Annotated in this window: 27 protein-coding genes; 19 read left to right on the top strand and 8 right to left on the bottom strand. The window is 57.1% G+C overall.

The features are described from left to right. Together AC9UEO_RS12725 and AC9UEO_RS12720 are read right to left on the bottom strand one after the other, a co-directional pair. A partial coding sequence (locus AC9UEO_RS12725; RefSeq protein WP_509534133.1) for an FAD-binding protein occupies positions 1 to 1028 on the bottom strand: 1028 nt, incomplete at its 3' end. 47 nt (positions 1029 to 1075) lie between these two features. After that, positions 1076 to 2245, bottom strand: a complete 1170-nt coding sequence (locus AC9UEO_RS12720) for a DUF3108 domain-containing protein (protein ID WP_509534131.1) — start codon at positions 2243 to 2245, stop codon at positions 1076 to 1078. Between AC9UEO_RS12720 and AC9UEO_RS12715 the strand changes: the two genes are divergently transcribed. Further along, positions 2244 to 3257, top strand: coding sequence for a fumarylacetoacetate hydrolase family protein (locus AC9UEO_RS12715; protein ID WP_509534128.1), 1014 nt, complete (start codon positions 2244 to 2246; stop codon positions 3255 to 3257). The two genes, AC9UEO_RS12720 and AC9UEO_RS12715, sit on opposite strands and share 2 nt — an antisense overlap. Here the strand turns inward: AC9UEO_RS12715 and AC9UEO_RS12710 are convergent. Then, a complete protein-coding gene (locus tag AC9UEO_RS12710; protein ID WP_509534125.1) occupies positions 3244 to 3618 on the bottom strand; it encodes a hypothetical protein in 375 nt (124 codons plus the stop codon). The two genes, AC9UEO_RS12715 and AC9UEO_RS12710, sit on opposite strands and share 14 nt — an antisense overlap. 18 nt (positions 3619 to 3636) lie before the next feature. After that, positions 3637 to 4035, bottom strand: a complete 399-nt coding sequence (locus AC9UEO_RS12705) for a TraR/DksA family transcriptional regulator (protein WP_509534122.1) — start codon at positions 4033 to 4035, stop codon at positions 3637 to 3639. Between the two features lie 105 nt (positions 4036 to 4140). On the opposite strand from AC9UEO_RS12705, the gene AC9UEO_RS12700 reads away from it, so the two are divergent. From AC9UEO_RS12700 to AC9UEO_RS12660, 9 genes are all read left to right on the top strand, one after another. Beyond that, a complete protein-coding gene (locus AC9UEO_RS12700) occupies positions 4141 to 4947 on the top strand; it encodes an enoyl-CoA hydratase/isomerase family protein (protein ID WP_509534119.1) in 807 nt (268 codons plus the stop codon). A 25-nt stretch (positions 4948 to 4972) separates the two neighbouring features. Further along, the gene (locus tag AC9UEO_RS12695) at positions 4973 to 5329 is read left to right on the top strand and encodes a DUF2946 family protein (protein WP_509534117.1); all 357 of its coding nucleotides are present in this window, start codon (positions 4973 to 4975) and stop codon (positions 5327 to 5329) included. A gap of 68 nt (positions 5330 to 5397) precedes the next feature. After that, complete coding sequence (locus tag AC9UEO_RS12690; protein WP_509534114.1) at positions 5398 to 7821, top strand: TonB-dependent receptor; 2424 nt, start codon at positions 5398 to 5400, stop codon at positions 7819 to 7821. Positions 7822 to 7840: 19 nt separating this feature from the next. After that, positions 7841 to 8344: a copper chaperone PCu(A)C gene (locus AC9UEO_RS12685; protein ID WP_509534111.1), complete on the top strand. Its 504-nt coding sequence runs from the start codon at positions 7841 to 7843 to the stop codon at positions 8342 to 8344. A gap of 50 nt (positions 8345 to 8394) precedes the next feature. After that, positions 8395 to 9093 carry an energy transducer TonB gene (locus AC9UEO_RS12680; RefSeq protein WP_509534109.1) on the top strand — a complete coding sequence of 233 codons (699 nt, stop codon included), beginning with the start codon at positions 8395 to 8397 and terminating at the stop codon, positions 9091 to 9093. Positions 9094 to 9102: 9 nt separating this feature from the next. Then, a complete protein-coding gene (locus AC9UEO_RS12675; protein ID WP_509534106.1) occupies positions 9103 to 9792 on the top strand; it encodes a MotA/TolQ/ExbB proton channel family protein in 690 nt (229 codons plus the stop codon). 3 nt (positions 9793 to 9795) lie between these two features. After that, positions 9796 to 10209 carry an ExbD/TolR family protein gene (locus AC9UEO_RS12670; RefSeq protein ID WP_509534103.1) on the top strand — a complete coding sequence of 138 codons (414 nt, stop codon included), beginning with the start codon at positions 9796 to 9798 and terminating at the stop codon, positions 10207 to 10209. A gap of 10 nt (positions 10210 to 10219) precedes the next feature. Beyond that, positions 10220 to 10687, top strand: a complete 468-nt coding sequence (locus AC9UEO_RS12665) for a copper chaperone PCu(A)C (protein ID WP_509534100.1) — start codon at positions 10220 to 10222, stop codon at positions 10685 to 10687. A gap of 12 nt (positions 10688 to 10699) precedes the next feature. Continuing rightward, positions 10700 to 11269 carry a PhaM family polyhydroxyalkanoate granule multifunctional regulatory protein gene (locus tag AC9UEO_RS12660; protein WP_509534097.1) on the top strand — a complete coding sequence of 190 codons (570 nt, stop codon included), beginning with the start codon at positions 10700 to 10702 and terminating at the stop codon, positions 11267 to 11269. A 5-nt stretch (positions 11270 to 11274) separates the two neighbouring features. Here AC9UEO_RS12660 and AC9UEO_RS12655 read toward each other — a convergent pair whose 3' ends face one another. Both AC9UEO_RS12655 and AC9UEO_RS12650 read right to left on the bottom strand, forming a co-directional pair. Further along, the gene (locus AC9UEO_RS12655; protein ID WP_509534094.1) at positions 11275 to 11562 is read right to left on the bottom strand and encodes a Bor family protein; all 288 of its coding nucleotides are present in this window, start codon (positions 11560 to 11562) and stop codon (positions 11275 to 11277) included. A gap of 12 nt (positions 11563 to 11574) precedes the next feature. Next, positions 11575 to 11886: a Bor/Iss family lipoprotein gene (locus AC9UEO_RS12650; protein ID WP_509534092.1), complete on the bottom strand. Its 312-nt coding sequence runs from the start codon at positions 11884 to 11886 to the stop codon at positions 11575 to 11577. On the opposite strand from AC9UEO_RS12650, the gene AC9UEO_RS12645 reads away from it, so the two are divergent. The 6 genes from AC9UEO_RS12645 (at position 11870) to AC9UEO_RS12620 (ending at position 14828) form a co-directional block, all read left to right on the top strand. Then, positions 11870 to 12790: an alpha/beta fold hydrolase gene (locus AC9UEO_RS12645; RefSeq protein WP_509534089.1), complete on the top strand. Its 921-nt coding sequence runs from the start codon at positions 11870 to 11872 to the stop codon at positions 12788 to 12790. The genes AC9UEO_RS12650 and AC9UEO_RS12645 overlap by 17 nt on opposite strands. A 14-nt stretch (positions 12791 to 12804) precedes the next feature. Next, positions 12805 to 13497: a glutathione S-transferase family protein gene (locus AC9UEO_RS12640; protein WP_509534086.1), complete on the top strand. Its 693-nt coding sequence runs from the start codon at positions 12805 to 12807 to the stop codon at positions 13495 to 13497. 149 nt (positions 13498 to 13646) lie between these two features. After that, positions 13647 to 13889, top strand: a complete 243-nt coding sequence (locus AC9UEO_RS12635; RefSeq protein ID WP_509534083.1) for an AbrB/MazE/SpoVT family DNA-binding domain-containing protein — start codon at positions 13647 to 13649, stop codon at positions 13887 to 13889. Between the two features lie 116 nt (positions 13890 to 14005). Continuing rightward, the gene (locus AC9UEO_RS12630; RefSeq protein ID WP_509534080.1) at positions 14006 to 14236 is read left to right on the top strand and encodes an addiction module protein; all 231 of its coding nucleotides are present in this window, start codon (positions 14006 to 14008) and stop codon (positions 14234 to 14236) included. Positions 14237 to 14307: 71 nt separating this feature from the next. After that, positions 14308 to 14535 (top strand): addiction module protein, encoded by a 228-nt coding sequence (locus AC9UEO_RS12625; protein ID WP_509534077.1) that lies wholly within the window; start codon positions 14308 to 14310, stop codon positions 14533 to 14535. Beyond that, a complete protein-coding gene (locus AC9UEO_RS12620; protein WP_509534074.1) occupies positions 14532 to 14828 on the top strand; it encodes a type II toxin-antitoxin system RelE/ParE family toxin in 297 nt (98 codons plus the stop codon). Before AC9UEO_RS12625 ends, AC9UEO_RS12620 begins: the two co-directional genes overlap by 4 nt. A 30-nt stretch (positions 14829 to 14858) precedes the next feature. Here the strand turns inward: AC9UEO_RS12620 and tgt are convergent, their stop codons facing one another. Then, positions 14859 to 16025: a tRNA guanosine(34) transglycosylase Tgt gene (gene tgt, locus AC9UEO_RS12615; protein WP_509534071.1), complete on the bottom strand. Its 1167-nt coding sequence runs from the start codon at positions 16023 to 16025 to the stop codon at positions 14859 to 14861. Between the two features lie 59 nt (positions 16026 to 16084). Between tgt and AC9UEO_RS12610 the strand changes: the two genes are divergently transcribed. Next, complete coding sequence (locus AC9UEO_RS12610; protein ID WP_509534068.1) at positions 16085 to 16306, top strand: AbrB/MazE/SpoVT family DNA-binding domain-containing protein; 222 nt, start codon at positions 16085 to 16087, stop codon at positions 16304 to 16306. 206 nt (positions 16307 to 16512) lie between these two features. On the opposite strand, the gene queA is transcribed toward AC9UEO_RS12610, so the two are convergent. After that, positions 16513 to 17601, bottom strand: a complete 1089-nt coding sequence (queA, locus tag AC9UEO_RS12605) for a tRNA preQ1(34) S-adenosylmethionine ribosyltransferase-isomerase QueA (RefSeq protein ID WP_509534066.1) — start codon at positions 17599 to 17601, stop codon at positions 16513 to 16515. A 36-nt stretch (positions 17602 to 17637) separates the two neighbouring features. On the opposite strand from queA, the gene AC9UEO_RS12600 reads away from it, so the two are divergent. Together AC9UEO_RS12600 and AC9UEO_RS12595 are read left to right on the top strand one after the other, a co-directional pair. Then, positions 17638 to 18252, top strand: a complete 615-nt coding sequence (locus tag AC9UEO_RS12600) for a YggT family protein (RefSeq protein WP_509534063.1) — start codon at positions 17638 to 17640, stop codon at positions 18250 to 18252. Then, the coding region (locus tag AC9UEO_RS12595) for a DEAD/DEAH box helicase (protein ID WP_509534060.1) at positions 18230 to 19447 on the top strand (1218 nt) is incomplete at its 3' end. The genes AC9UEO_RS12600 and AC9UEO_RS12595, both read left to right, overlap by 23 nt.

The raw sequence follows: 19447 nt of genomic DNA, 5'->3' as shown, positions 1-19447 counted from the left end.
GGAAACGCGTTTTTGCGGCCACTCCAAAACTTCAGGCGCTCGGCCTCGTCGCGGCTCACCGCAATGGCAGTGGCACCACAGCGTTGCAGCACCGCGCTCATGCGGCCAATTTCTTCTTCCACCTCTTCGGGCGTGCCGTCGCTTTCGCACAGCAATATCGCCTCTGCACTCAGGTCGTAGCCCGCGTGGACAAAGTCTTCTACCGCAGCGGTCATGGGCTTGTCCATCATCTCCAAACCGGCTGGGATGATGCCCGCGGCAATGACGGCCGCCACCGCGTCACCGGCTTTGCGCAGGTCGTCAAAACTCGCCATGATGCAGCGTGCCAACTGTGGCTTGGGCGTGAGCTTGACCGTCACCTCGGTGGTGACGGCCAACATGCCCTCCGACCCCACCACCAGCGGCAGCAGGTCCAAGCCCGGCGCGTCCAAAGCGTCGCCACCAAACTCGATGGGCTCGCCGTCCATGGTGAAGCCCTTGACCTTCAACACGTTGTGCAAAGTCAGGCCGTATTTCAAGCAATGCACACCGCCCGAGTTTTCCGCCACATTGCCGCCGATGGTGCAAGCGATTTGGCTCGAGGGGTCTGGCGCGTAGTACAGCCCCAAGGGCGCGGCGGCCTCGCTGATCGCCAAGTTGCGCACACCGCACTGCACCACCGCAGTTCGGCTGTGCGCATCCATCTTCAAAATGCGGTTGAACTTGGCCAGCGACAAGGTGACACCTTGCGCATGGGGCATGGCCCCGCCCGACAAACCGGTGCCCGCACCCCGCGCCACCACCGGCACACCCAAGCGGTGACAGGTGCGCAGCACGTCTTGTATTTGGGCGTAGGTTTCGGGCAGCACCACGCACATGGGGCGTTGGCGGTAGGCGGTGAGGCCATCGCATTCGTAAGGCGTGGTGTTTTCGCTGGAGGACAGCACCGCGTGGGCGGGCAGCACGGCGCGCAGGTCTGCCAAAGCTTGCTTACGCAAAGCATCAGAGGAGATGAGAGAGACTTTTTCAGCGGAGGTGACAGCGTTCATCGGGCTACAAACAACTCAAAACCGCTACTGTAACTGTCAACCAGAGATCAGGGCTTGGCCACCGATTTCAGGGTTTCTTCAATCACATCGCCATTGGCTTGGGTAATGCGTATGCGGGCTGGCAAATAGCCATAGGCAGGGCTGAGCCAAATGTCAAGTTTTTGGTCGTACTCGTTGCGCGCCACCCTGTGCAGTTTCAAGCTGTCAATCTCACCTACGGGCAGCTTGACTTTTTCTGTGCCAAGCACCGCAAATGTCCACACCTCGGCTTGTTTGGCCGACACCACTTGAAAGCTGAGTGTTTGCCCCAGATTTCGCAAATCGGGTGTACCCGCCATGGCAGCAGCCAGCTGCACAAACATGCTGACGCGGTCTTGTGCGCCTTCTTCTATGGCTTGGCTGGGCGTGTTCGCGCTGTAAATCAACAGCCCTTTGACGCGGTCGAAATGCGCCGCCTGCTCTTGGCGAAATTGGTCGCCAAAACGTGTGGGTAACAAGCCTGTGGTGCCCAATTGCCCTGCGCTGGTTTGGCTGCGGTTACCAAACAAAAATGCTTGAATTTCGTGGCGCAACTGGTAGCGGTTATCTTGGTGCTTCCAACTGATGCTGGCACTGGCGCTGTATTTCACGCCTTTGGAGGTGCCGCTTAACTCAAACTGAAGCAAGCTGGGGTCTGGCCAAACAAACTTGGCTTGCGCCAGCCAAGGCGGTGTAGCAGTTACTGGGTTGTTGGCGCTGGGCGGCGCTGCAGCGGCAGGGGGTTCAACCTTGGGTGGCACCACTGGGTCAGGCAAGGGTGCTGCGGGCAAGGCAATTTCTGGGGTGGGCGCAGTCGCGGCCTCCACAGGCTCAGCGACGGGTGTTACAGCGCTGAGCGTCTCGTCGGGTTTGGGCGGGTTGGTTGGCGCATCCTCGGGCTTGTTGCCCGTATCCAAACGTGCTGTGGTACCCGAACTGGTCGAGGGCGGCGCGACCACCTTTGCCACAGCCGTTTGCCCAGCGTTGGTGACAGGGGGCAAAGGCTTGAGTTCAACAGGGGCGGCGGCTGGTGGTGCAGATAAGCGCAGATGTGCCACGGGAGCAGGCAAGGACAATTTGGGCCCACTGAGCGAGGTAGAGAGGGTTTGCAAACCCAATAAATGCAAGACGAGCACCAACACCACCAAGCCCCAGACCGATGGGCGCGGCAAAGATGACGCTGGATAGAATGCTTGCATGAAACTGGCTACTTACAAAGACGGGTCTCGCGATGGGCAACTGGTGGTGGTGTCGCGTGATTTAACCACTGCCCATTATGCGAGCGGCATTGCCACCAAGTTGCAACAGGTCTTGGACGACTGGAACTTCCTCTCCCCCCAACTGGAAGATGTGTCGCAGACCTTGAACCAAGGTAAAGCACGCCATGCGTTCCCGTTTGACCCTAAGCTGTGCATGGCGCCCTTGCCGCGTGCTTACCAATGGGCGGATGGCTCGGCCTATATGAACCATGTGGAGTTGGTGCGAGCTTCCCGCAACAGCGAAGTACCTGCCAATTTTTACGAAGACCCCTTGATGTACCAAGGTGGCAGTGACGACTTTTTAGGCCCTTGCGATGATGTGGTGTGTCCCAGCACTGACTATGGCATTGACTTCGAAGCCGAGGTGGCGGTGATCACCGCCGATGTGCCCATGCAAGCCACGTCCGAACAGGCCTTGGACGGTATACGTTTGGTGATGATTGCCAACGATGTCTCGCTGCGCCGCCTCATCCCCAACGAACTCGCCAAAAACTTTGGCTTTCTTCAAGGCAAACCCGCCACCGCGTTCAGTCCCGTGGCCGTGACCTTGGACGAGTTGGGCGAAGCATGGGAGCAAGGTCGCTTGCACTTAAGCATGCGGGTCGACTGGAATGGCAAACGTGTAGGCATGTGCGAGGCTGGCCCCGAAATGACGTTTCATTTTGGGCAACTGATTGCCCATTTGTGCAAAACCCGCAACGTGCGAGCCGGCAGCATCATTGGCAGCGGCACCGTCAGCAACAAGGCGGTGGAGGTCGATGGCCGCAAGGACTGGCCCAAGGGCTACAGCTGCATCGCCGAAAAACGCGCCATAGAAACCATCTTGGACGGCAAAGCCAGCACCGACTTTATGCAGTTCGGTGACACGGTACGCATTGAGATCAAGGGGCGCGATGGTCAAAGCGTTTTTGGTGCGATTGACCAAACCATCTCGCCGCTTAAAGCAGGCTAGGGTCGCCTGCCATCTTGTCGAACTTCACAAAGTACTTGCGAGCCAAAGCAATCAGCTGAGGATCGGTGGGGTGGTCGCTGGGAATGTTCTCAATGATGGTGTGTGCACAGGCCTTGGCGTGGCTATCGCACCAAGTCTTGAATTCGGTCCTAGCCGTGCCGGCACCGGTTAACAACACTTCATGGCTGCCTTCTAAGGCTTGCACGATCTCGTTATAAAACGCCTTGTTGTCAGGGTGCTTGCCTTGGTGGCTGTGCTTGCTGCGTGAATGCACACGCTCGCCTTGCACGTGTTCGTTGTCAAACATCAGCACATGGGCTTCGGCGTGGTCCATCCAAACGACGGCGTGAAAAGTAGACATGGTGTTCCTTGTAAAAAATCAAACGGGATGTGTTTTTTCGAAGCTGGTTTGACAACCGACGCAGCGCAGTGTGTGAGGTGCGGCATCAAGCCTGGCCGCTGGTATGTGGCTGCCGCAGTCCACGCACAAGCCATAAACGCCTTGCTTGATGCGCAGCAGTGAAGCGTCGATGGCCAGCAATTCGGCGGTTTCATGCTCGTTGATGGCAAATGCGATGTCTCGCCCAGTTTGTATTTGAGCGTTGTCGTCCTCGCTCTTGTCTAAAGCGTCGCTGCCGGCTTCGGCGCGGCTGATCGGCCCGCCGCGCTGTCCATCGATTTGCGCCAGCAAGGCATTGCGTTCGATAACGAGTCGGTGTTTGTATGTCTGAGCGGTGACGGCATCCATCTGGCATCCTGTGAATTCAACAGGGTCCATGGTGCGCCTGTCCATGACGCTGCGCCTTGACCTTGGTCAACAAAGCGCAAGGTTGGGCAAAGCCTGCAGGCACAATTCGGCTTTTCTTCTGATTCAAAGAAACGCATGAAAACCATTGACTACAGCGTCTACTCCACCTTGTCCATCACCCGTCGCGGCCCCAAGGACAGCGTGCTGGATATCCAAATGAAGGCCATGAACGGCAAATTGCCCACGGCAGGACATGCGGGCCACGAGGACTTGTGCGAGATTTGGCGTGACGTGGGGCGTGACGAGAGCGTGCGTTGCGCGGTGTTGCGTGGCGAGGGCATGGGGTTTTCGGGAGGCGGCGACTTGCAACTGGTACAAGACATGGCCGAGGACTTCGAGGTACGTACACGGGTATGGAAAGAGGCGCGGGACTTGGTCTACAACGTCATCAACTGCGACAAACCCATCGTCAGCGCCATGCACGGCCCAGCTGTGGGTGCGGGACTGGTGGCAGGTTTGTTGGCCGACATTTCCATTGCTGCCAAAAGCGCCAAGATCGTCGATGGCCATACCCGCTTGGGCGTGGCCGCTGGTGACCACGCGGCCATCATTTGGCCCTTGTTGTGCGGCATGGCCAAAGCCAAGTACTACCTGTTGCTGTGCGAAGCGGTCAGCGGCGAAGAGGCCGAGCGCATTGGACTGGTGTCCTTGTGCGTGGAAGACGATCAATTGCTGAACAAGGCTTATGAGGTGGCCGACAAATTGGCCAATGGCAGCCAAAGCGCCATCCGCTGGACCAAATATTCCTTGAACAACTGGTTGCGCCAAGCAGGGCCCGCATTTGACACCTCGCTGGCGCTGGAATTCATGGGCTTTGCCGGCCCCGATGTGCGCGAAGGCGTGGCTGCATTGAAAGCCAAGCGACCTGCCGATTTCGGCTGAAAAACCAAGCGAGTACACTTTCGCCATGCAAGCCTTCAGACAACTGCGCCACCTCACCCGCTTCGTGCTGGTGTGGTTTGCTTTGTCTTTGGGTGTGGCGATGGCGTCTTCTTTGGTGGCGCCCAAGGCCACCGAACTGGTGTGTACCAGCGGCGGCATGCTCAAACTGGTGGCCATGGACGGCAACGACAGCGCTGTACCCAGCCACGGAACAATGGACTGCGCCTTGTGCTTGCCAGTGGCTTTGCCACCTGCGCCTTGCACAGTGCAACTTGCGCAACCTTCTCCCCTCTCCCACGCCCTGCAACCTACTGCAGCGGCCCATATCGCGTCGGCCGCCGCGCCGCCGCTGCCTTCTCGAGGCCCTCCCGCCCAACTCTGATCGACAGCTGTTCCCGCTAAGTCTGACAAGTGTCAGCGTTGCGGGTGGTTTTCTTTTTCGGAGTTGTGATGAATTTCAAAAACGTGTTTTTTGCAAGTGCGCTCCTGCTGCCATTTGTAACCATGGCGCAAGAAGAGGCGGCCAATCCAGCCGATGCGGTTAACACTCAGAGCAAGTCCTTGGGCGTGGTGACGGTGACCTCAGGTCAACCCACTTCCTTGCCCACCCAGATACCCACCACCATGGAGGGCATCACCAAAGAGCAAATACAGAAAACCATCAACGCCACCGACAGCGAAGACGCTTTGCGTTACTTTCCCAGTTTGTTGGTGCGCAAGCGCTATATCGGCGACTACAACCACGCGGTGCTCTCCAGCCGAGCCTCGGGAACCGGCAACAGTGCAAGAAGCGCGGTGTATGCCGATGGCATCTTGCTCTCCAACTATTTGGGCAACGGAGCTACTTATGCGCCGCGCTGGGGCTTGGTCACACCTGAAGAAATCGAGCGGGTGGATGTGATGTACGGCCCGTTCTCCGCTGCTTACCCTGGCAACTCGGTGGGCGCCATCGTTGATTACGTTACGCGCATGCCGCAGAAATTTGAAGCGAATGTGCAACTCAGTGGTTCGATTCAAGACTTCAATGTCTACCAAACCAACCGCGACTTTGCGGGAATGCAAGGCAGTGCGTCGGTGGGAGGACGCAGTGGGGATTGGTCATGGTGGTTGAATGGCAGTCACTTGAACAGCCAAGGCCAGCCCATGGCATTTGCATGGAAGGCCACAACAACGTCTGGAACCGCCACCGATGTCACAGGCGGCGTGTTGGTCCCTGGCACCGAAAACCAAGCCGGTCGTGTGCTGGGCACCAGCACCCAGTACCACACGGTGCAAGACCACGGCAAGCTGAAGTTGGCCTATGACCTGACCCCAAGCATACGTGCCAGCTACACCCTAGGGCTATGGCAAAACGATTCACGCGGCAGTGCCGACACCTACCTCAGCACCAGCACCGGTGCGCCGCTTTACTACGCCTCCAAAGTCAAGGTGGACGGTAGTTACTACAGCATGACGGGCACCGAATTTTTGGGCTCCCAGGACAACTGGGAGCACCTGATGCATGGCCTGTCCCTCAAAACCCATACCCAAGGTGTGTGGGACTGGGAGGCGGCCACCAGCCTGTACGACTTTCAGCAGTCCATCAGCCGCGCCCAAGCAACACGGGTCAGCAACAGCAGCAGCAATGAGGCCGCCTACAACCAAAACGGCGCCAAGTACTACCCCGCCACGATGACGGACATGGATGGCACGGGTTGGATGACTTTGGCCTTGAAAGGCACTTGGCGACCGCAAGGTACTGCGGGCGCACACACCGTGGACTTTGGTTATGCGCAAGACGTTTACAAACTGCGCACCCTCAACAGCCAAGTGCAGCTCACCAGCGGCAGTTGGCTCAGCAGCCCTCAAGGCACCATGACCTCGGACTTGGGCGGTCAAACCGGCTCACAAAGTCTGTATGCCCAAGATGCGTGGGCTTTTTTGCCCGGTTGGAAAGCGGTGTTAGGTGTTCGGGCTGAATCATGGAAAGCGGCAAACGGTTACAACAAGAAAAACAATTTCAGCTCCACCGATTTGGTGACGGTCACTTCCACCACCTCCGAGGGCTATGCCAATCGCCATGAAACCTATTACTCGCCTAAAGCCGCGGTGTCCTTCCAAGCCTCGCCGCAATGGGTGCTGAAAGCGTCTTCTGGCAGAGCAGTGCGAATGCCCACGGTGTCCGAGTTGTACGGCTCGACCACTGCAGCCGCTGCGGCCAGCGGTCAAACCTTTATGAACGAACCTCTGCTCAAACCCGAGCGCTCCAGAACCACCGAGCTAAGCGCCGAAAAAGACACCGGCACCGGCCTGTTGCGCATTACCTTGTTCACCGAGACAGTGCGAGATTCGATTTTCTCCGAGGTGAAGGTCGACAGCTTGAACACCAGCACCACCACCAAGCGGATCACCAACGTGGGGCGTATGCGAACCGATGGCTTGGAGTTGTATGCCTTGGACTCTGATGTGTTGCTCAAGGGGTTGGATTTGTCAGGCAGTTTGACCTATGCGAATTCACGCATCAAAGAAAATTCGGGTTATGACTACAGTAGCAACACAGGCACCAGTTTCAACACCATCAACAAATTCCAACCACGCGTACCCATGTGGCGAGCCACCGGTTTGGCGCTGTACCACTGGAACGATAAGCTAAGCACGTCAGTAGCGGCCCGCTACAGCGGCAAGCAGTATTCGCAGCTTGGCAACTATGACGTGAATGGCTTCACCTACACCGGCGTGAGCAAATATTTCACCATCGATACCCGCTTGTTCTACCAATTCGACAAGCAATGGTCAGGCGCCGTGGGCATTGACAACCTGAATAACAACCAGTACTGGAACTACCACCTGTACCCAGGCCGCACTTTGTTGGCGGAGCTGAAATGGGCACATTGATAACACTGAAAGGAAAACCATGACAAACTATTTCAAACTTCTCGCCTCACACCTCTTGGTACTGTGTTGGGGGTTATTGCTGGCACAGCCGGCACAAGCCCACGGCTTTGAGCTGGGTGACTTGTTCATACGCCATCCTTATGCAACGCCTTCTTTGGCGGGTTCGCAAAATGGTGCGGTGTATTTCAAAGGCATCAAAAACGCCGGCAAAGAGACGGATCAATTGTTGTCAGCCAAAACCCAAGTGGCTGACAAGGTAGAAATCCATGAAATGACCATGGACGGCGACGTCATGAAAATGCGCCCCTTAAGCAGCATAGAAATTCCTGCAGGTGGGGAAGTGTCTGTTGCCAAAGGAAACCCCAATGGCTACCACTTGATGTTGCTAGGCCTTAAACAGCCTTTGAAAGACGGCGACCGTTTTCCTGTTTGGCTGACCTTCAAGCGGTCGGGCGAAGTCAAGGTGGAGGTTTATGTGCAAACGCCCAAAGCCCCTGCACAGTCCGAACAACACCAGCACTGAACTCGCTTTAGGCACAATCACCTATTTGGTTTGGCTAATTAGTCCCCTGTGTGAGCGCATCCCGCACCCCCGTCATCGTCTCCAGCGTCGTGTTGTTCCACGTCGCTGCGCTGTGGGCTTTGCACCAAGGCCTGCTGCAGCGCATGGTGGAAGTGGTGCTGCCAGTCATGGCCATCAGCCAAGCAGAACCGCCCCCGCCCCCGCCTCCTCCCCCCCTTAAGCCGCCCGAACCACCCAAACCGGTGGAGCCACCTAAGCCTGTGCCGACCCCGCCACCGCCACAAACCGTGCAGCCGGTCTTGACACCTGCGCCACCCGTGGTGAGCCCCGCGCCAGCTGCGGTGCTGAGTGCGCCCACAGCAGCGCCCACAGCACCCGCGGTGCCTTCGGCCGCACCGGCACCCCCGCCACCTCCTCCCCCCAGCCCTCCTCCCGCAGCAGCAGCGCCGCCCCCGCCGCCGCCCAAGGTGGAGTTGCCTTCCGCCAAAGCCGACTACCTGCACAATCTACAGGCTGATTACCCGCGCATGAGCAAGCGCTTGGGCGAGCAGGGGAGGGTGGTGGTGAGGGTGCTGATCGGTGAAGACGGGCTGGCGCAAAAGGTGGAGTTGCTCACCAGCAGCGGCTTTGAGAGACTCGACAAGTCGGCGATGGAGGCGGCTATGCGCGGGCGCTATGTGCCAGGCAAGCGAGGCGGTGTGGCAGAAGCCATGTGGTGGCAAGTACCGATTCAATTTACTTTGGAATAAAGAGCAGTTATGAACAACGAATTTGGACTCATCAACTTATGGACCGAGGGCGACGCCGTCACCCGCTTCGTGGCACTCTTGCTGCTCGCCATGTCGCTGGCCTCGTGGATAGTCATCATTGTGAAGTCGCTCAATCTGCTCAGCACCCGCAGTCAGGCCTCCCGCATCGAAGCGTTTTGGCACAGCCCGAATGTGGCGGGTGGCTTGCAGGCTTTGGGCAATGAGGAGGGCAACCCTTTCACAGCGCTGGCCATGCGCGGTGAAGAAGCCTTGGCGCATTTGAAGAGTGGCGGCACACAAGCCGAGTTGCTCAAAGAACTCGATACCAGCGACTGGGTCACACGCAGCTTGCAAAACACCATCGACGACGCCACCGCACAACTGCAGTCTGGCATGGCCATTTTGGCCTCAGTGGGTTCAACCGCGCCATTTGTGGGTTTGTTCGGCACGGTCTGGGGCATTTACCACGCGCTCATGCAAATTGGCATGGCGGGTCAAGCCACCATCGACAAAGTGGCGGGCCCCATTGGCGAGGCGCTGATCATGACAGCGCTGGGCTTGGCGGTGGCGATTCCTGCGGTGCTGGGCTACAACGCCTTGGTACGTGGCAACAAAGCCGTCATCACCCGCATGAACCGTTTTGCTCATGACCTGCATGCTTTGCTGGTGACGGGTTCGCGTGTGAAAACCAAGGGGTAGACCATGGCATTTGGTACCCAAGACGATAGCGACGAGGTCATGAACGAGATCAACATGACGCCGTTTGTGGACGTCATGTTGGTGCTGCTCATCATTTTCATCATCACCATTCCGGTGATGAAGCACGCGGTCAATATCGAGTTGCCCCGCGCCAGCAACCAGCCGCAAGACGCCAAGCCGCAAACCATTCGTTTGACAGTGGACGCCGAGGGCAAATATTTCTGGAACGATACGGCCGTGGACGACACCAAATTGCAAAGCTTGTTGCAAGAGGCCGCGCAAAAGAAACCTCAATCGCCTCTTCACATCAGAGGCGACCGCGCCGTGCGCTACGAGCGGGTGGCCCAAGCCATGGCAGCGGCGCAACGAGCGGGCATGACGCAAATCGGCTTTATCACTGAACGAACCTCACCCTAAAGGAAACACCATGTTGAAAAAATTACTTTGCGCTGTGATTGTCTTGGCGGCCACTTCAGTGCACGCGCAAGTCGAGGTTACTGACGCATGGGTTCGTGCCACCGGTCAGGGTCAAAAAGCCACCGGCGTCTTCATGAACTTGACAGCGAAGAAGGCCACCCGCTTGGTCGGCGTGAAAACCGCGCTCACACCCATGGCTGAGGTGCATGAAATGAAAATGGACAAAGACGTCATGAAAATGCAAGCCGTCAAGGCGCTGGATTTACCCGCTGGTCAAACCGTGGCTTTAAAGCCTGGCAGCTACCATGTGATGTTGATGGACTTGAAAGCGCCCTTGGCCGAAGGCGAGCATGCAGTCATCACCTTGTTGTTCGAAGATGCCGCAGGTGTTAAAACCCAGCAAGAAGTTCACGCTGTGGCAAAAAAAATGGCCATGGGCGGCAAAGACAAGCCCCAGCATGGCGAGCATCAACACTGAAAAGGAAAAACCATGGCCAGCGCATCCCCGTTCAACTTCGAATCCATCATGCCTGGCTTTGATTTTTTAAAGCAGTTTGCCGCTGCCGGTGGGGCCGCCGGTCTGCCCCAAGCCGCGCAGTGGGTCACGCCCACGTTGGACCCTAAGGAGTTGGAAAAGCGTATTCAAGAGTTGAAGTCGGTGCAGTTTTGGTTAGACCAAAACGCCAAAGCGTTAAGCGCCACGATTCAAGCCTTGGAGGTGCAACGCATGACCTTGGAAACCTTGCAAGGCATGAACCTTGGCATGGCCGATGTGGCCTCGGCCATGACTGGCAAGGCGAAGACGGGGCAAGCCAGCTCTGCTGACAAGACGGCGGCACCTGTGGTTGACCCCATGCAATGGTGGGGCGCCATTAGCCAGCAATTTCAAAGCATTGCCGCCAAGACCATGCAAGAGATGCAGCAGCACAGCGCGGCCACAGCAAGCGTAAAACCTGCAGCAAAAAAACCTGCCAGCACAAAGCCGGCAGCTGCCAAGCCGCGACCAGCCGCAAAAACAGGCGCTCAAGCCAAGCCACGTAAAACCGCGCGACGCGCGTAGAAAGCTTATTCGTTGCAGTAAACCTTGGCGGTATAGGGCGTGTAAATGCCATTGGTGAGCGTGTTTAACAAAATATTCAACCCGCTTTGCACCCGTTCAACTTTGACCACTCGGTTGGCTCCACCACACACCTCGGCGGCATTGATGCTTTGGGTTTGTCCCAGTCCAGACACAAAAAAGTGTTGCATTTCGTTTTGCTTCAAGACGGACGGATTGTTTTGCAACACCACGCTTTGGGTGGAGCAGGCGCTGAGGGCTAAACACAGCAGCAGGGCAGGGAAAAAACGGCGCATGGATGGGGTCCTTTAAGGGGTGCAAGTGATGGCTAATTGGCGTGGCGCGTAAATGCCCAATGTCAAAATCGTTAAACCGATATTGCCTGGCGTCTGCATGGTTTGCACACGTGCGACTTTGCTGGCGTCGCCACAGGCTTTGGCACCGTCGACTTGGGCTTCTTGACCCAGGCCACCCACCCAAAAGGTTTGGTTTTCAGTGAAAGAAGGCTCTGCACCGTTGGATGAACTGATGTCAAATTGTTGGGTGGCGCAAGCGCTTAGCAAAACAACCACCACCCGCGGCTTTGCTAGAGTGGGTTCTTCTATGAAAGCTTTTGCCATGTTGGCTGCCCTTTTTCTTACCCTGTCGCTGTGGTTGGCTTGGACGCCTGATCTCTCCCGCGAGCGCTTGCTGCAAAGCTACGCAGGGACTGGCACTGCGCAGTTGATGGTTGGAGATCAGGCTTATTTCATTCAAGACACCGGCCCACGTGACGCTCCCACGCTGGTTTTATTGCACGGCTTTGGCGCCAGTTTGCAGACTTGGGACGCTTGGGCTGCTGAGTTAGAGAAGCAGTGGCGGGTGGTGCGTATGGATGTGCCGGCGTTTGGCTTGACCGGACCCGCGGTGAACAACGATTACTCGGATGAAGCGGATGTGGCCCGCTTGCTGGCGCTTCTCGATCAGCTGGGTTTGCAACACGTGGCGCTGGGCGGGCATTCCATGGGAGGGCGCATCGCATGGAACTTTGCGGCGGCCCACCCCGAGCGGGTCAGCCATTTGCTGCTGGTCTCCCCCGATGGCTTTCCTGATCCGCGCTCAACCTCCGAGCAGACCTATAAGGTCTCGCCTTGGCTGGGGCTGATGAAGTACAGCTTGCCCGCTTGGGCTTTGAAAATGGGCGTGGCACCCGCTTATGGCGATGACACGTTGCTCAACCCCCAAACCCTGCGCCGTTACCAAGACATGATGCGAGCGCCTGGGGTGCGTGCCGCCTTGATCGAGCGTATGCGCCAAACCCGCAACAGCGACCCCGTGCCGCGCCTGCAGAACTTGAAGATGCCAGTGCTGCTGGTGTGGGGCGACAAAGATGCCTTCATCCCCATCAGCAATGCGCAGGATTACCTGAAAGCCATCCCCCACGCCGTGCTGGCCAGTATCCCGCAAGCGGGCCATGTGGTGCATGAGGAAGCGCCACTGCCTTCGGTACAAGCGGTCAAAGCCTTTTTGAATGAGTACATTTGAAGCAAAGTAAAGCGATGAAACTTCACATTGCCAACAAAAACTATTCCTCTTGGTCGCTGCGCACTTGGGTGCTCATGACCACCTTGGGTGTGCCTTTTGAAGAAAGCCTGCACCCTTTTCCCATGGGCGGGGGACCTACAGGCTTTGAGGCGTTCTCGCCCACTGGCAAAGTCCCTGTGTTGGTCGATGGTGAGCACACCGTGTGGGACACCTTGGCCATTGCCGAGTATCTGGCCGAGCAACACAGCGCCGTTTGGCCCGCTGATAAAAACGCCCGCGCATGGGCGCGCAGTGCAGCGGCTGAAATGCATTCGGGCTTTGGCGCGCTGCGCAACACCTGCTCCATGAGTTGCGGCGTACGGGTGGCACTGCACCTGCCCTTGCCAGACGGACTGCAACAAGACTTGCGGCGTTTGCAAAACCTGTGGACCGAGGGCTTAGCGCGCTTTGGTGGGCCGTTTCTGGCGGGCGCGCAGTTCAGCGCGGTGGATGCGTTTTTCTGCCCAGTGGCGTTTCGGGTGCAGACCTATGGCCTGACGTTGTCCGCGCCTTGCATGGCCTATGTGCAAACACTGCTGGCCTTGCCCGCCATGCAAGCCTGGTACCAAGCCGCATTGGCAGAACCTTGGATCGAGCCTGCCCATGATGCCGATGTGTTGGCGTTTGGCAAATTGACGCAAGACCTTCGACACGGCAAGTCCAATTGAAAAGACTGGTTTCAAAATCGTTTGGTGTGCGAGGTGCTGCGCATGTGGACGCATGACGAGTAGCGTTGTCGAGAAAGTCAGCTGCACTTCGATGGATTCGTCGACATTGAATAAAGTATCTGCAATGTAACTACATTTGGAGACGCCACATGGAAACCGTGATTCGCAAATGGGGCAATAGCCCCGCCCTCAGACTCAGTGTCGCCGCGATGAAGTTGGCGAACTTTGACTTGGAGCAACGTGTGACCATCAAAGCTGAAAAAGGGCGCATTGTCATTGAACCTTGCGACAAGGTGGAATACAAACTTGAAGACTTGGTAGCGGGGATGACTGCAAAAAATCTTCAGGATAAAGTGTCATTTGGTGCGCCTGTGGGTCAAGAGTCGCTTTGATAGCAATTGCTTGAGTGGCCTCATATGGGGCCCAGCATTTCGCCACAAGTCCACGCTTCAAAGCTACTGTTTGCCAAGCGTTATAAACTTCAGGTGTCTGCTCAACGGAGATTGTTATGCACGATCAAGTTACAGAACTCGCACAGCGCGGCAAAGCTCTTTTGCCGCAAGATCGTTCACGCTTGGTAGATATTCTGCTTGAGTCACTCCATGAACCAGCCATTGCCGAAGTTGAGGCAGCCTGGGAGCTTGAGATTGAGCGCCGCTTGGCCGAACATGATCGCGGAGAAGTCAACAGCATAGACGCCGACGAAGTTTTTGCTAAGGCGCAAAGTATCGCCCGGTGATCAAGCCGCGTAGAAACAAAACAGTTAGGCGGGCTAGAATAATTTCATTGAATATGAACAGGACTGCGATTATGAAAGCGCAACTCTTACAGCAAGCAAGCGTGCTTGATATTGACGAGCAGATCGAACTGGCCGAGGCTATATGGACCGGTATCGTCAGTCGTGGTTTAGTGCCGTCGTTGACGGAAGCACAAAAATTAGAATTAGACCGCCGCCTCGCAGACCATCTGGCAAATCCCGATGATGTGATTGCATGGGATGACGTTAAAGCAGCCGCTCTTGCCAAAATCAGGCAATGACCCTGCCCATCGCTTTTAATCGGGCCGCTAGTGCAGAATTCATCGAAGCAACTGCATGGTATGACAGCAAACGATTGGGTCTTGGTCTTGAGTTCATTGCCGAAATTGACCGCTGCATATCGCTGGCCTCAATAAATCCTCTTCAGTTTGCTATTGTTAAAGAGGACATTCGACGCGTTGTCGCCAATCGTTTTCCATACAGCGTTTACTTTCGCGCAGACAAATCTCGTATCGTGGTCTTGGCTGTATTTCATGGTGGCAGAGACCCCTCCATTTGGAAGTCCAGATCCTAGTCAAGCCAAATTTACCGACCCCAGTCGCCCTCAAACCCCCCTTGCCCTGTCCCCCTTAAACCTCGCCACAAACCCCGCAAAGTCCCCCGCGTCCAGTGAATCGCGCACCTCTTGCATCAGGTTCAGGTAGTAGTGCAGGTTGTGGATGGTGGCCAGCATGGGGCCGAGCATTTCGCCGCAGCGGTCCAAATGGTGAATATAGGCGCGGCTGAAACCTTCGCGCCCACCATCGTTCCATGACACACCCGAGGTGCCTGCACACGCGTGGCAGGTGCAACTGGGGTCGATGGGTTGCGGGTCGGCTTTGTGGCGGGCATTGCGCAGTTTCAAGTCGCCATAGCGAGTGAACAGCGTGCCGTTGCGGGCGTTGCGGGTGGGCATCACACAGTCGAACATGTCCACGCCGCAGCGCACACCTTCGACCAAATCTTCCGGTGTGCCCACGCCCATCAGGTAGCGCGGCTTGTGGGCGGGCAAGCGGTGCGGGGTGTGCGCCATGATGTGCAGCATTTCGTCTTTGGGCTCGCCCACGCTCACACCACCCACTGCATAGCCAGGGAAGTCCATGGCCACCAGTTGTTCCAGCGACGCTTGGCGCAAGTTCTCGAACATGCCTCCTTGCACAATGCCAAACAAGGCGTTGGGGTTGTTCAGCTTGGCAAACTCGTCTTGCGAGCGACGTGCCCAGCGCAGGCTCATCTCCATGCTTTTGGCCGCCTCGGCTTCGGTGGTGAGTTGGCCGTTGGTCTCGTACGGCGTGCATTCGTCCAACTGCATGGCGATGTCGCTGTTCAATATGGTCTGAATTTGCATGCTCACCTCAGGCGACATGAACAATTTGTCGCCATTAACGGGTGACGCGAAATGCACGCCTTCCTCGGTGATCTTGCGCATCGCGCCCAGGCTCCACACCTGAAAACCGCCACTGTCGGTGAGTATGGGCTTGTCCCATTTTTCAAACAGATGCAAACCGCCAAAGCTTTTCATGATGTCCAGTCCCGGGCGCATCCACAAATGGAAGGTGTTGCCCAAAATGATTTGCGCACCCATTTCGTGAAGGCTGCGCGGCATCACGCCCTTGACCGTGCCGTAAGTACCCACCGGCATGAAGATGGGCGTTTGCACCACGCCGTGGTTGAGGGTGAGGCGGCCACGGCGGGCCAGGCCCTCGGTTTTGATCAGGTCGAATGTCAGCATGGGGGCAGTTTACTTATATAGTTATTTGAGTCATTCAAAAGTAAGGATATGAAACCATCTTGAAAACAGCAACAGTTGAGCATGATGGACTCGTTACATTGCCTGAATCCATCATGGATGAACTAGGTCTTTCCCCCGGATCGCCCATTGAATTTGAAATAAGAGGAAATGAAATAGTGATCAAAGCACTTCAACCCATGAGTGCATACATGGGCATATTGAAGGGCTATGACTTGGGAGATATTGAGCCGCCCAAAGAGCCGGACAAGGACTACGAATGAACAAGGTGGATAGCGTTTTTACGGCGGGTTCCAACGGTCCCAAGTTCAAGTCCATCATCGATTTCACCGATACCCGCGCCATTGCGGCATCCGCCATGTACGCCATGGCGCTGGAACACCAAGCCTCGTGCCGCAGGTCGGCCGTAGCCGACGTTGTGCAAGCATGGAGGCGAGGCCGAGCCTGTGGCGCGGGGCTTTTTGGGGGCTCAGTTGCGACGCGACAAAAGCATCGCATCTCCATAGCTGAAAAACCGATAACGTTGTTCAATGGCATGCGCGTACAAAGCCTGCATCCGCTCAAAGCCCGCAAACGCCGCCACCAGCATCAGCAGAGTGGATTTGGGCAGGTGAAAGTTGGTGATCAACACATCAACCACCTGAAACTGAAAGCCTGGGGTGATGAAGATGGCGGTGTCCCCCTCATGCTGACCCGATAAAGCCCAGCTCTCCAGCGTGCGCACCGTGGTCGTGCCCACCGCCACCACCCGCCCGCCTCGGGCATGGCAATCGGCGATGGCTTGCAAGGTGGCAGAGGGAATGCTGTACCACTCGCTGTGCATGCGGTGTTCAGCGATGTTTTCGGTTTTCACCGGCGAAAACGTTCCCGCACCCACATGCAAGGTGACGCTGGCGCGGTGCACACCCTTGTCTTGCAAAGCTGCCAGCAGGGGCGCATCAAAATGCAGCGCCGCCGTGGGCGCCGCCGCTGCGCCAGGGTGTTTGGCGAACACAGTTTGGTAACGCTGCAGATCCTCGGGGTGCATGCTGTGTTTGTTGCGCTCGATGTAAGGCGGCAGAGGCACATGGCCGTGGGCGCGCATCAAGCTAAGCGGCTCGTCGTTGAAAGCAAAGCGAAACAGTGGCCCGTCTGCATCAGGCCATCGGCTAAGTAGCGTGGCTTCAAATTTCACCGCAGTACCGGCTTGGTTGAACATGCGCAGCATGGCACCCACAGCCGGTTTTTTGCTCACCTTCATGTGCGCCACCACTTGGTGGGGGGGCTGACCATCAACAAAAGGCAAAACCCGCTCCACCAACAACTCGAGTTGCCCGCCGCTGGGCTTTTCGCCAAACAAACGGGCGGGCACCACCTGTGTGTCGTTGAACACCAGCAAGTCGCCTTTGTGCAGCAAAGCGGGCAGGTCTTTGAAGATGCGGTCTATCGGCATATCGCCACGGCCATCTAGCAAGCGCGAGGCGCTGCGCTCAGGCGCAGGGGTTTGGGCGATCAAATCAGTGGGGAGGTGAAAGTCGAAATCGCTCAGAACAAATGAGCGTGGCGGCGTATTAAGCATGGTCTTGAGGGCTGGACAGGCCCGTTCCAAGTGAAGATGGCCGTTATTCTCGCACCGCCCCTGCGGTATGGTGCAATACAGCATGACGAGAAAGACCAAGCTATGTTGAATTCCATTGTTGTGATGGTGGTGCAAACCATCGCCAGCTTGCTAGCTGGTATGTGCCTGTTGCGTGCCTATATGTTGTGGCTTGGCTTGCGTGTGGGCTTAGGCAACAGTGCAGGCGCATGGGTGGTGGGCTTGACCGATTGGCTGGTGCTGCCACTGCGACGCATCTTGCCCAAAGTGGGGCGCATTGATCTGGGCAGTTTGATAGCTGCTTTCTTGGTGATGCTGGTGCAAGCTGCAGTGATGGCTGTGTTGTTTGGCGCTGGCTTGAATCCTGTGTCGATTGTGCTGGGTGCGGTGCTGGACTTGCTGGGCTTGCTTTTGTCCTCGTTGTTTTGGTTGTTGGTGATTGGGATTGCGGTGTCTTGGCTGCGGGTGGACGAGTCCACGGTCTACTGGATTCAAAGCTTGATCGAGCCTTTGCTTCGCCCTGTTCGACGCTTGTTGCCTACTGTGGCTGGTTTGGACTTGTCGCCCATGGTGTTGATCTTGCTCATCAAGGTCTTGGAGATGGTCTTGCATGGCTGGCGCTGGAGCATCTGAGCCCACAGCGCCAGCGGCCAAGCCCCTGAGCGCACCACAAAAAGCTTTGCGCAAAATGGGCTTGTTGCGCCCCGTGGATTTGGCGCTGCACCTGCCGTTTCGCTACGAAGACGAAACCCAGTTGGTCAAGCTGGCCGATGCCCGCGACGGCGAGACGGTGCAAATTGAAGCCGTGGTGCAAAGCTGCCAAGTGGTGTTCAAACCGCGCCGCCAACTGCAAGCGGTGGTGGACGACGGCAGCGACACTTGCACCCTGCGGTTTTTCAATTTCTACCCCAATATGCAAAAAGCCTTGGAAGTGGGTCGTCACGTGCGTTTGCGTGGCGAGGTGCGCGGCGGCTTCATGGGCCGCACCATGATGCATCCCAGCGTCCAAGCCGCTGGTGGCGCTTTGGCCACCGCTTTGACGCCTGTGTACCCCAGCAGTGCAGAGTTGCCCCAAGCCTATATCCGCAAAGCGGTGCAAGGCGGTTTGGCGCAGGCCTTGCGTAGCGCGGCATTCGCCGAAACCATTCCTGCCCAGCACTTGCCGCCCCACAGTTGGGGCTTGGCGCAAGCGCTGCAGTTTTTGCACCACCCCACAGCCAGCGTGTCCTTGGCGCAGTTGCAAGACCACACCCATGCGGCTTGGCAGCGCCTCAAGGCCGAGGAATTGCTGGCACAGCAACTCTCGCAATTGCAGGCCAAGCGAGAGCGGCAGTTGCTCAACGCCCCGCTGCTGCTGCACAGCCACAGCCCCCAAGGTGTGCTGGCGCAACTCCATGTGGCGCTGCCGTTTCAGCTGACCAGCGCCCAACATCGCGTGGTGGGTGAAATCTCCAACGACTTGGCCCGTGCCGTGCCCATGCACCGTTTGCTGCAAGGCGATGTGGGCTCGGGCAAAACCGTGGTGGCGGCACTCGCTGCAGCACAGTGCATAGACGCGGGTTGGCAATGTGCTTTGATGGCGCCCACCGAAATCTTGGCCGAGCAGCATTTCCGAAAACTGATTGGCTGGCTAGAACCGGTGCTCACGCCGCTGGGCTTGCAGGTAGCGTGGCTCACCGGCAGCCAAAAGAAAAAAGAACGCGATGCCATGCTTGCTTTGGTGGCCAGTGGTCAAGCCGCGCTGGTGGTGGGCACCCATGCCGTGATTCAAGACAAGGTGCAGTTCAAAGCGCTGGCCTTGGCCATCATCGACGAGCAGCACCGCTTT

Source organism: Limnohabitans sp. (genome assembly GCF_040401495.1).
In the GTDB taxonomy this organism is placed as follows: Bacteria; Pseudomonadota; Gammaproteobacteria; order Burkholderiales; family Burkholderiaceae_C; genus Limnohabitans.
The sequence above is the reverse complement of the archived record's forward strand: the minus strand, read 5'-3'. Positions and strand labels throughout refer to the sequence as shown.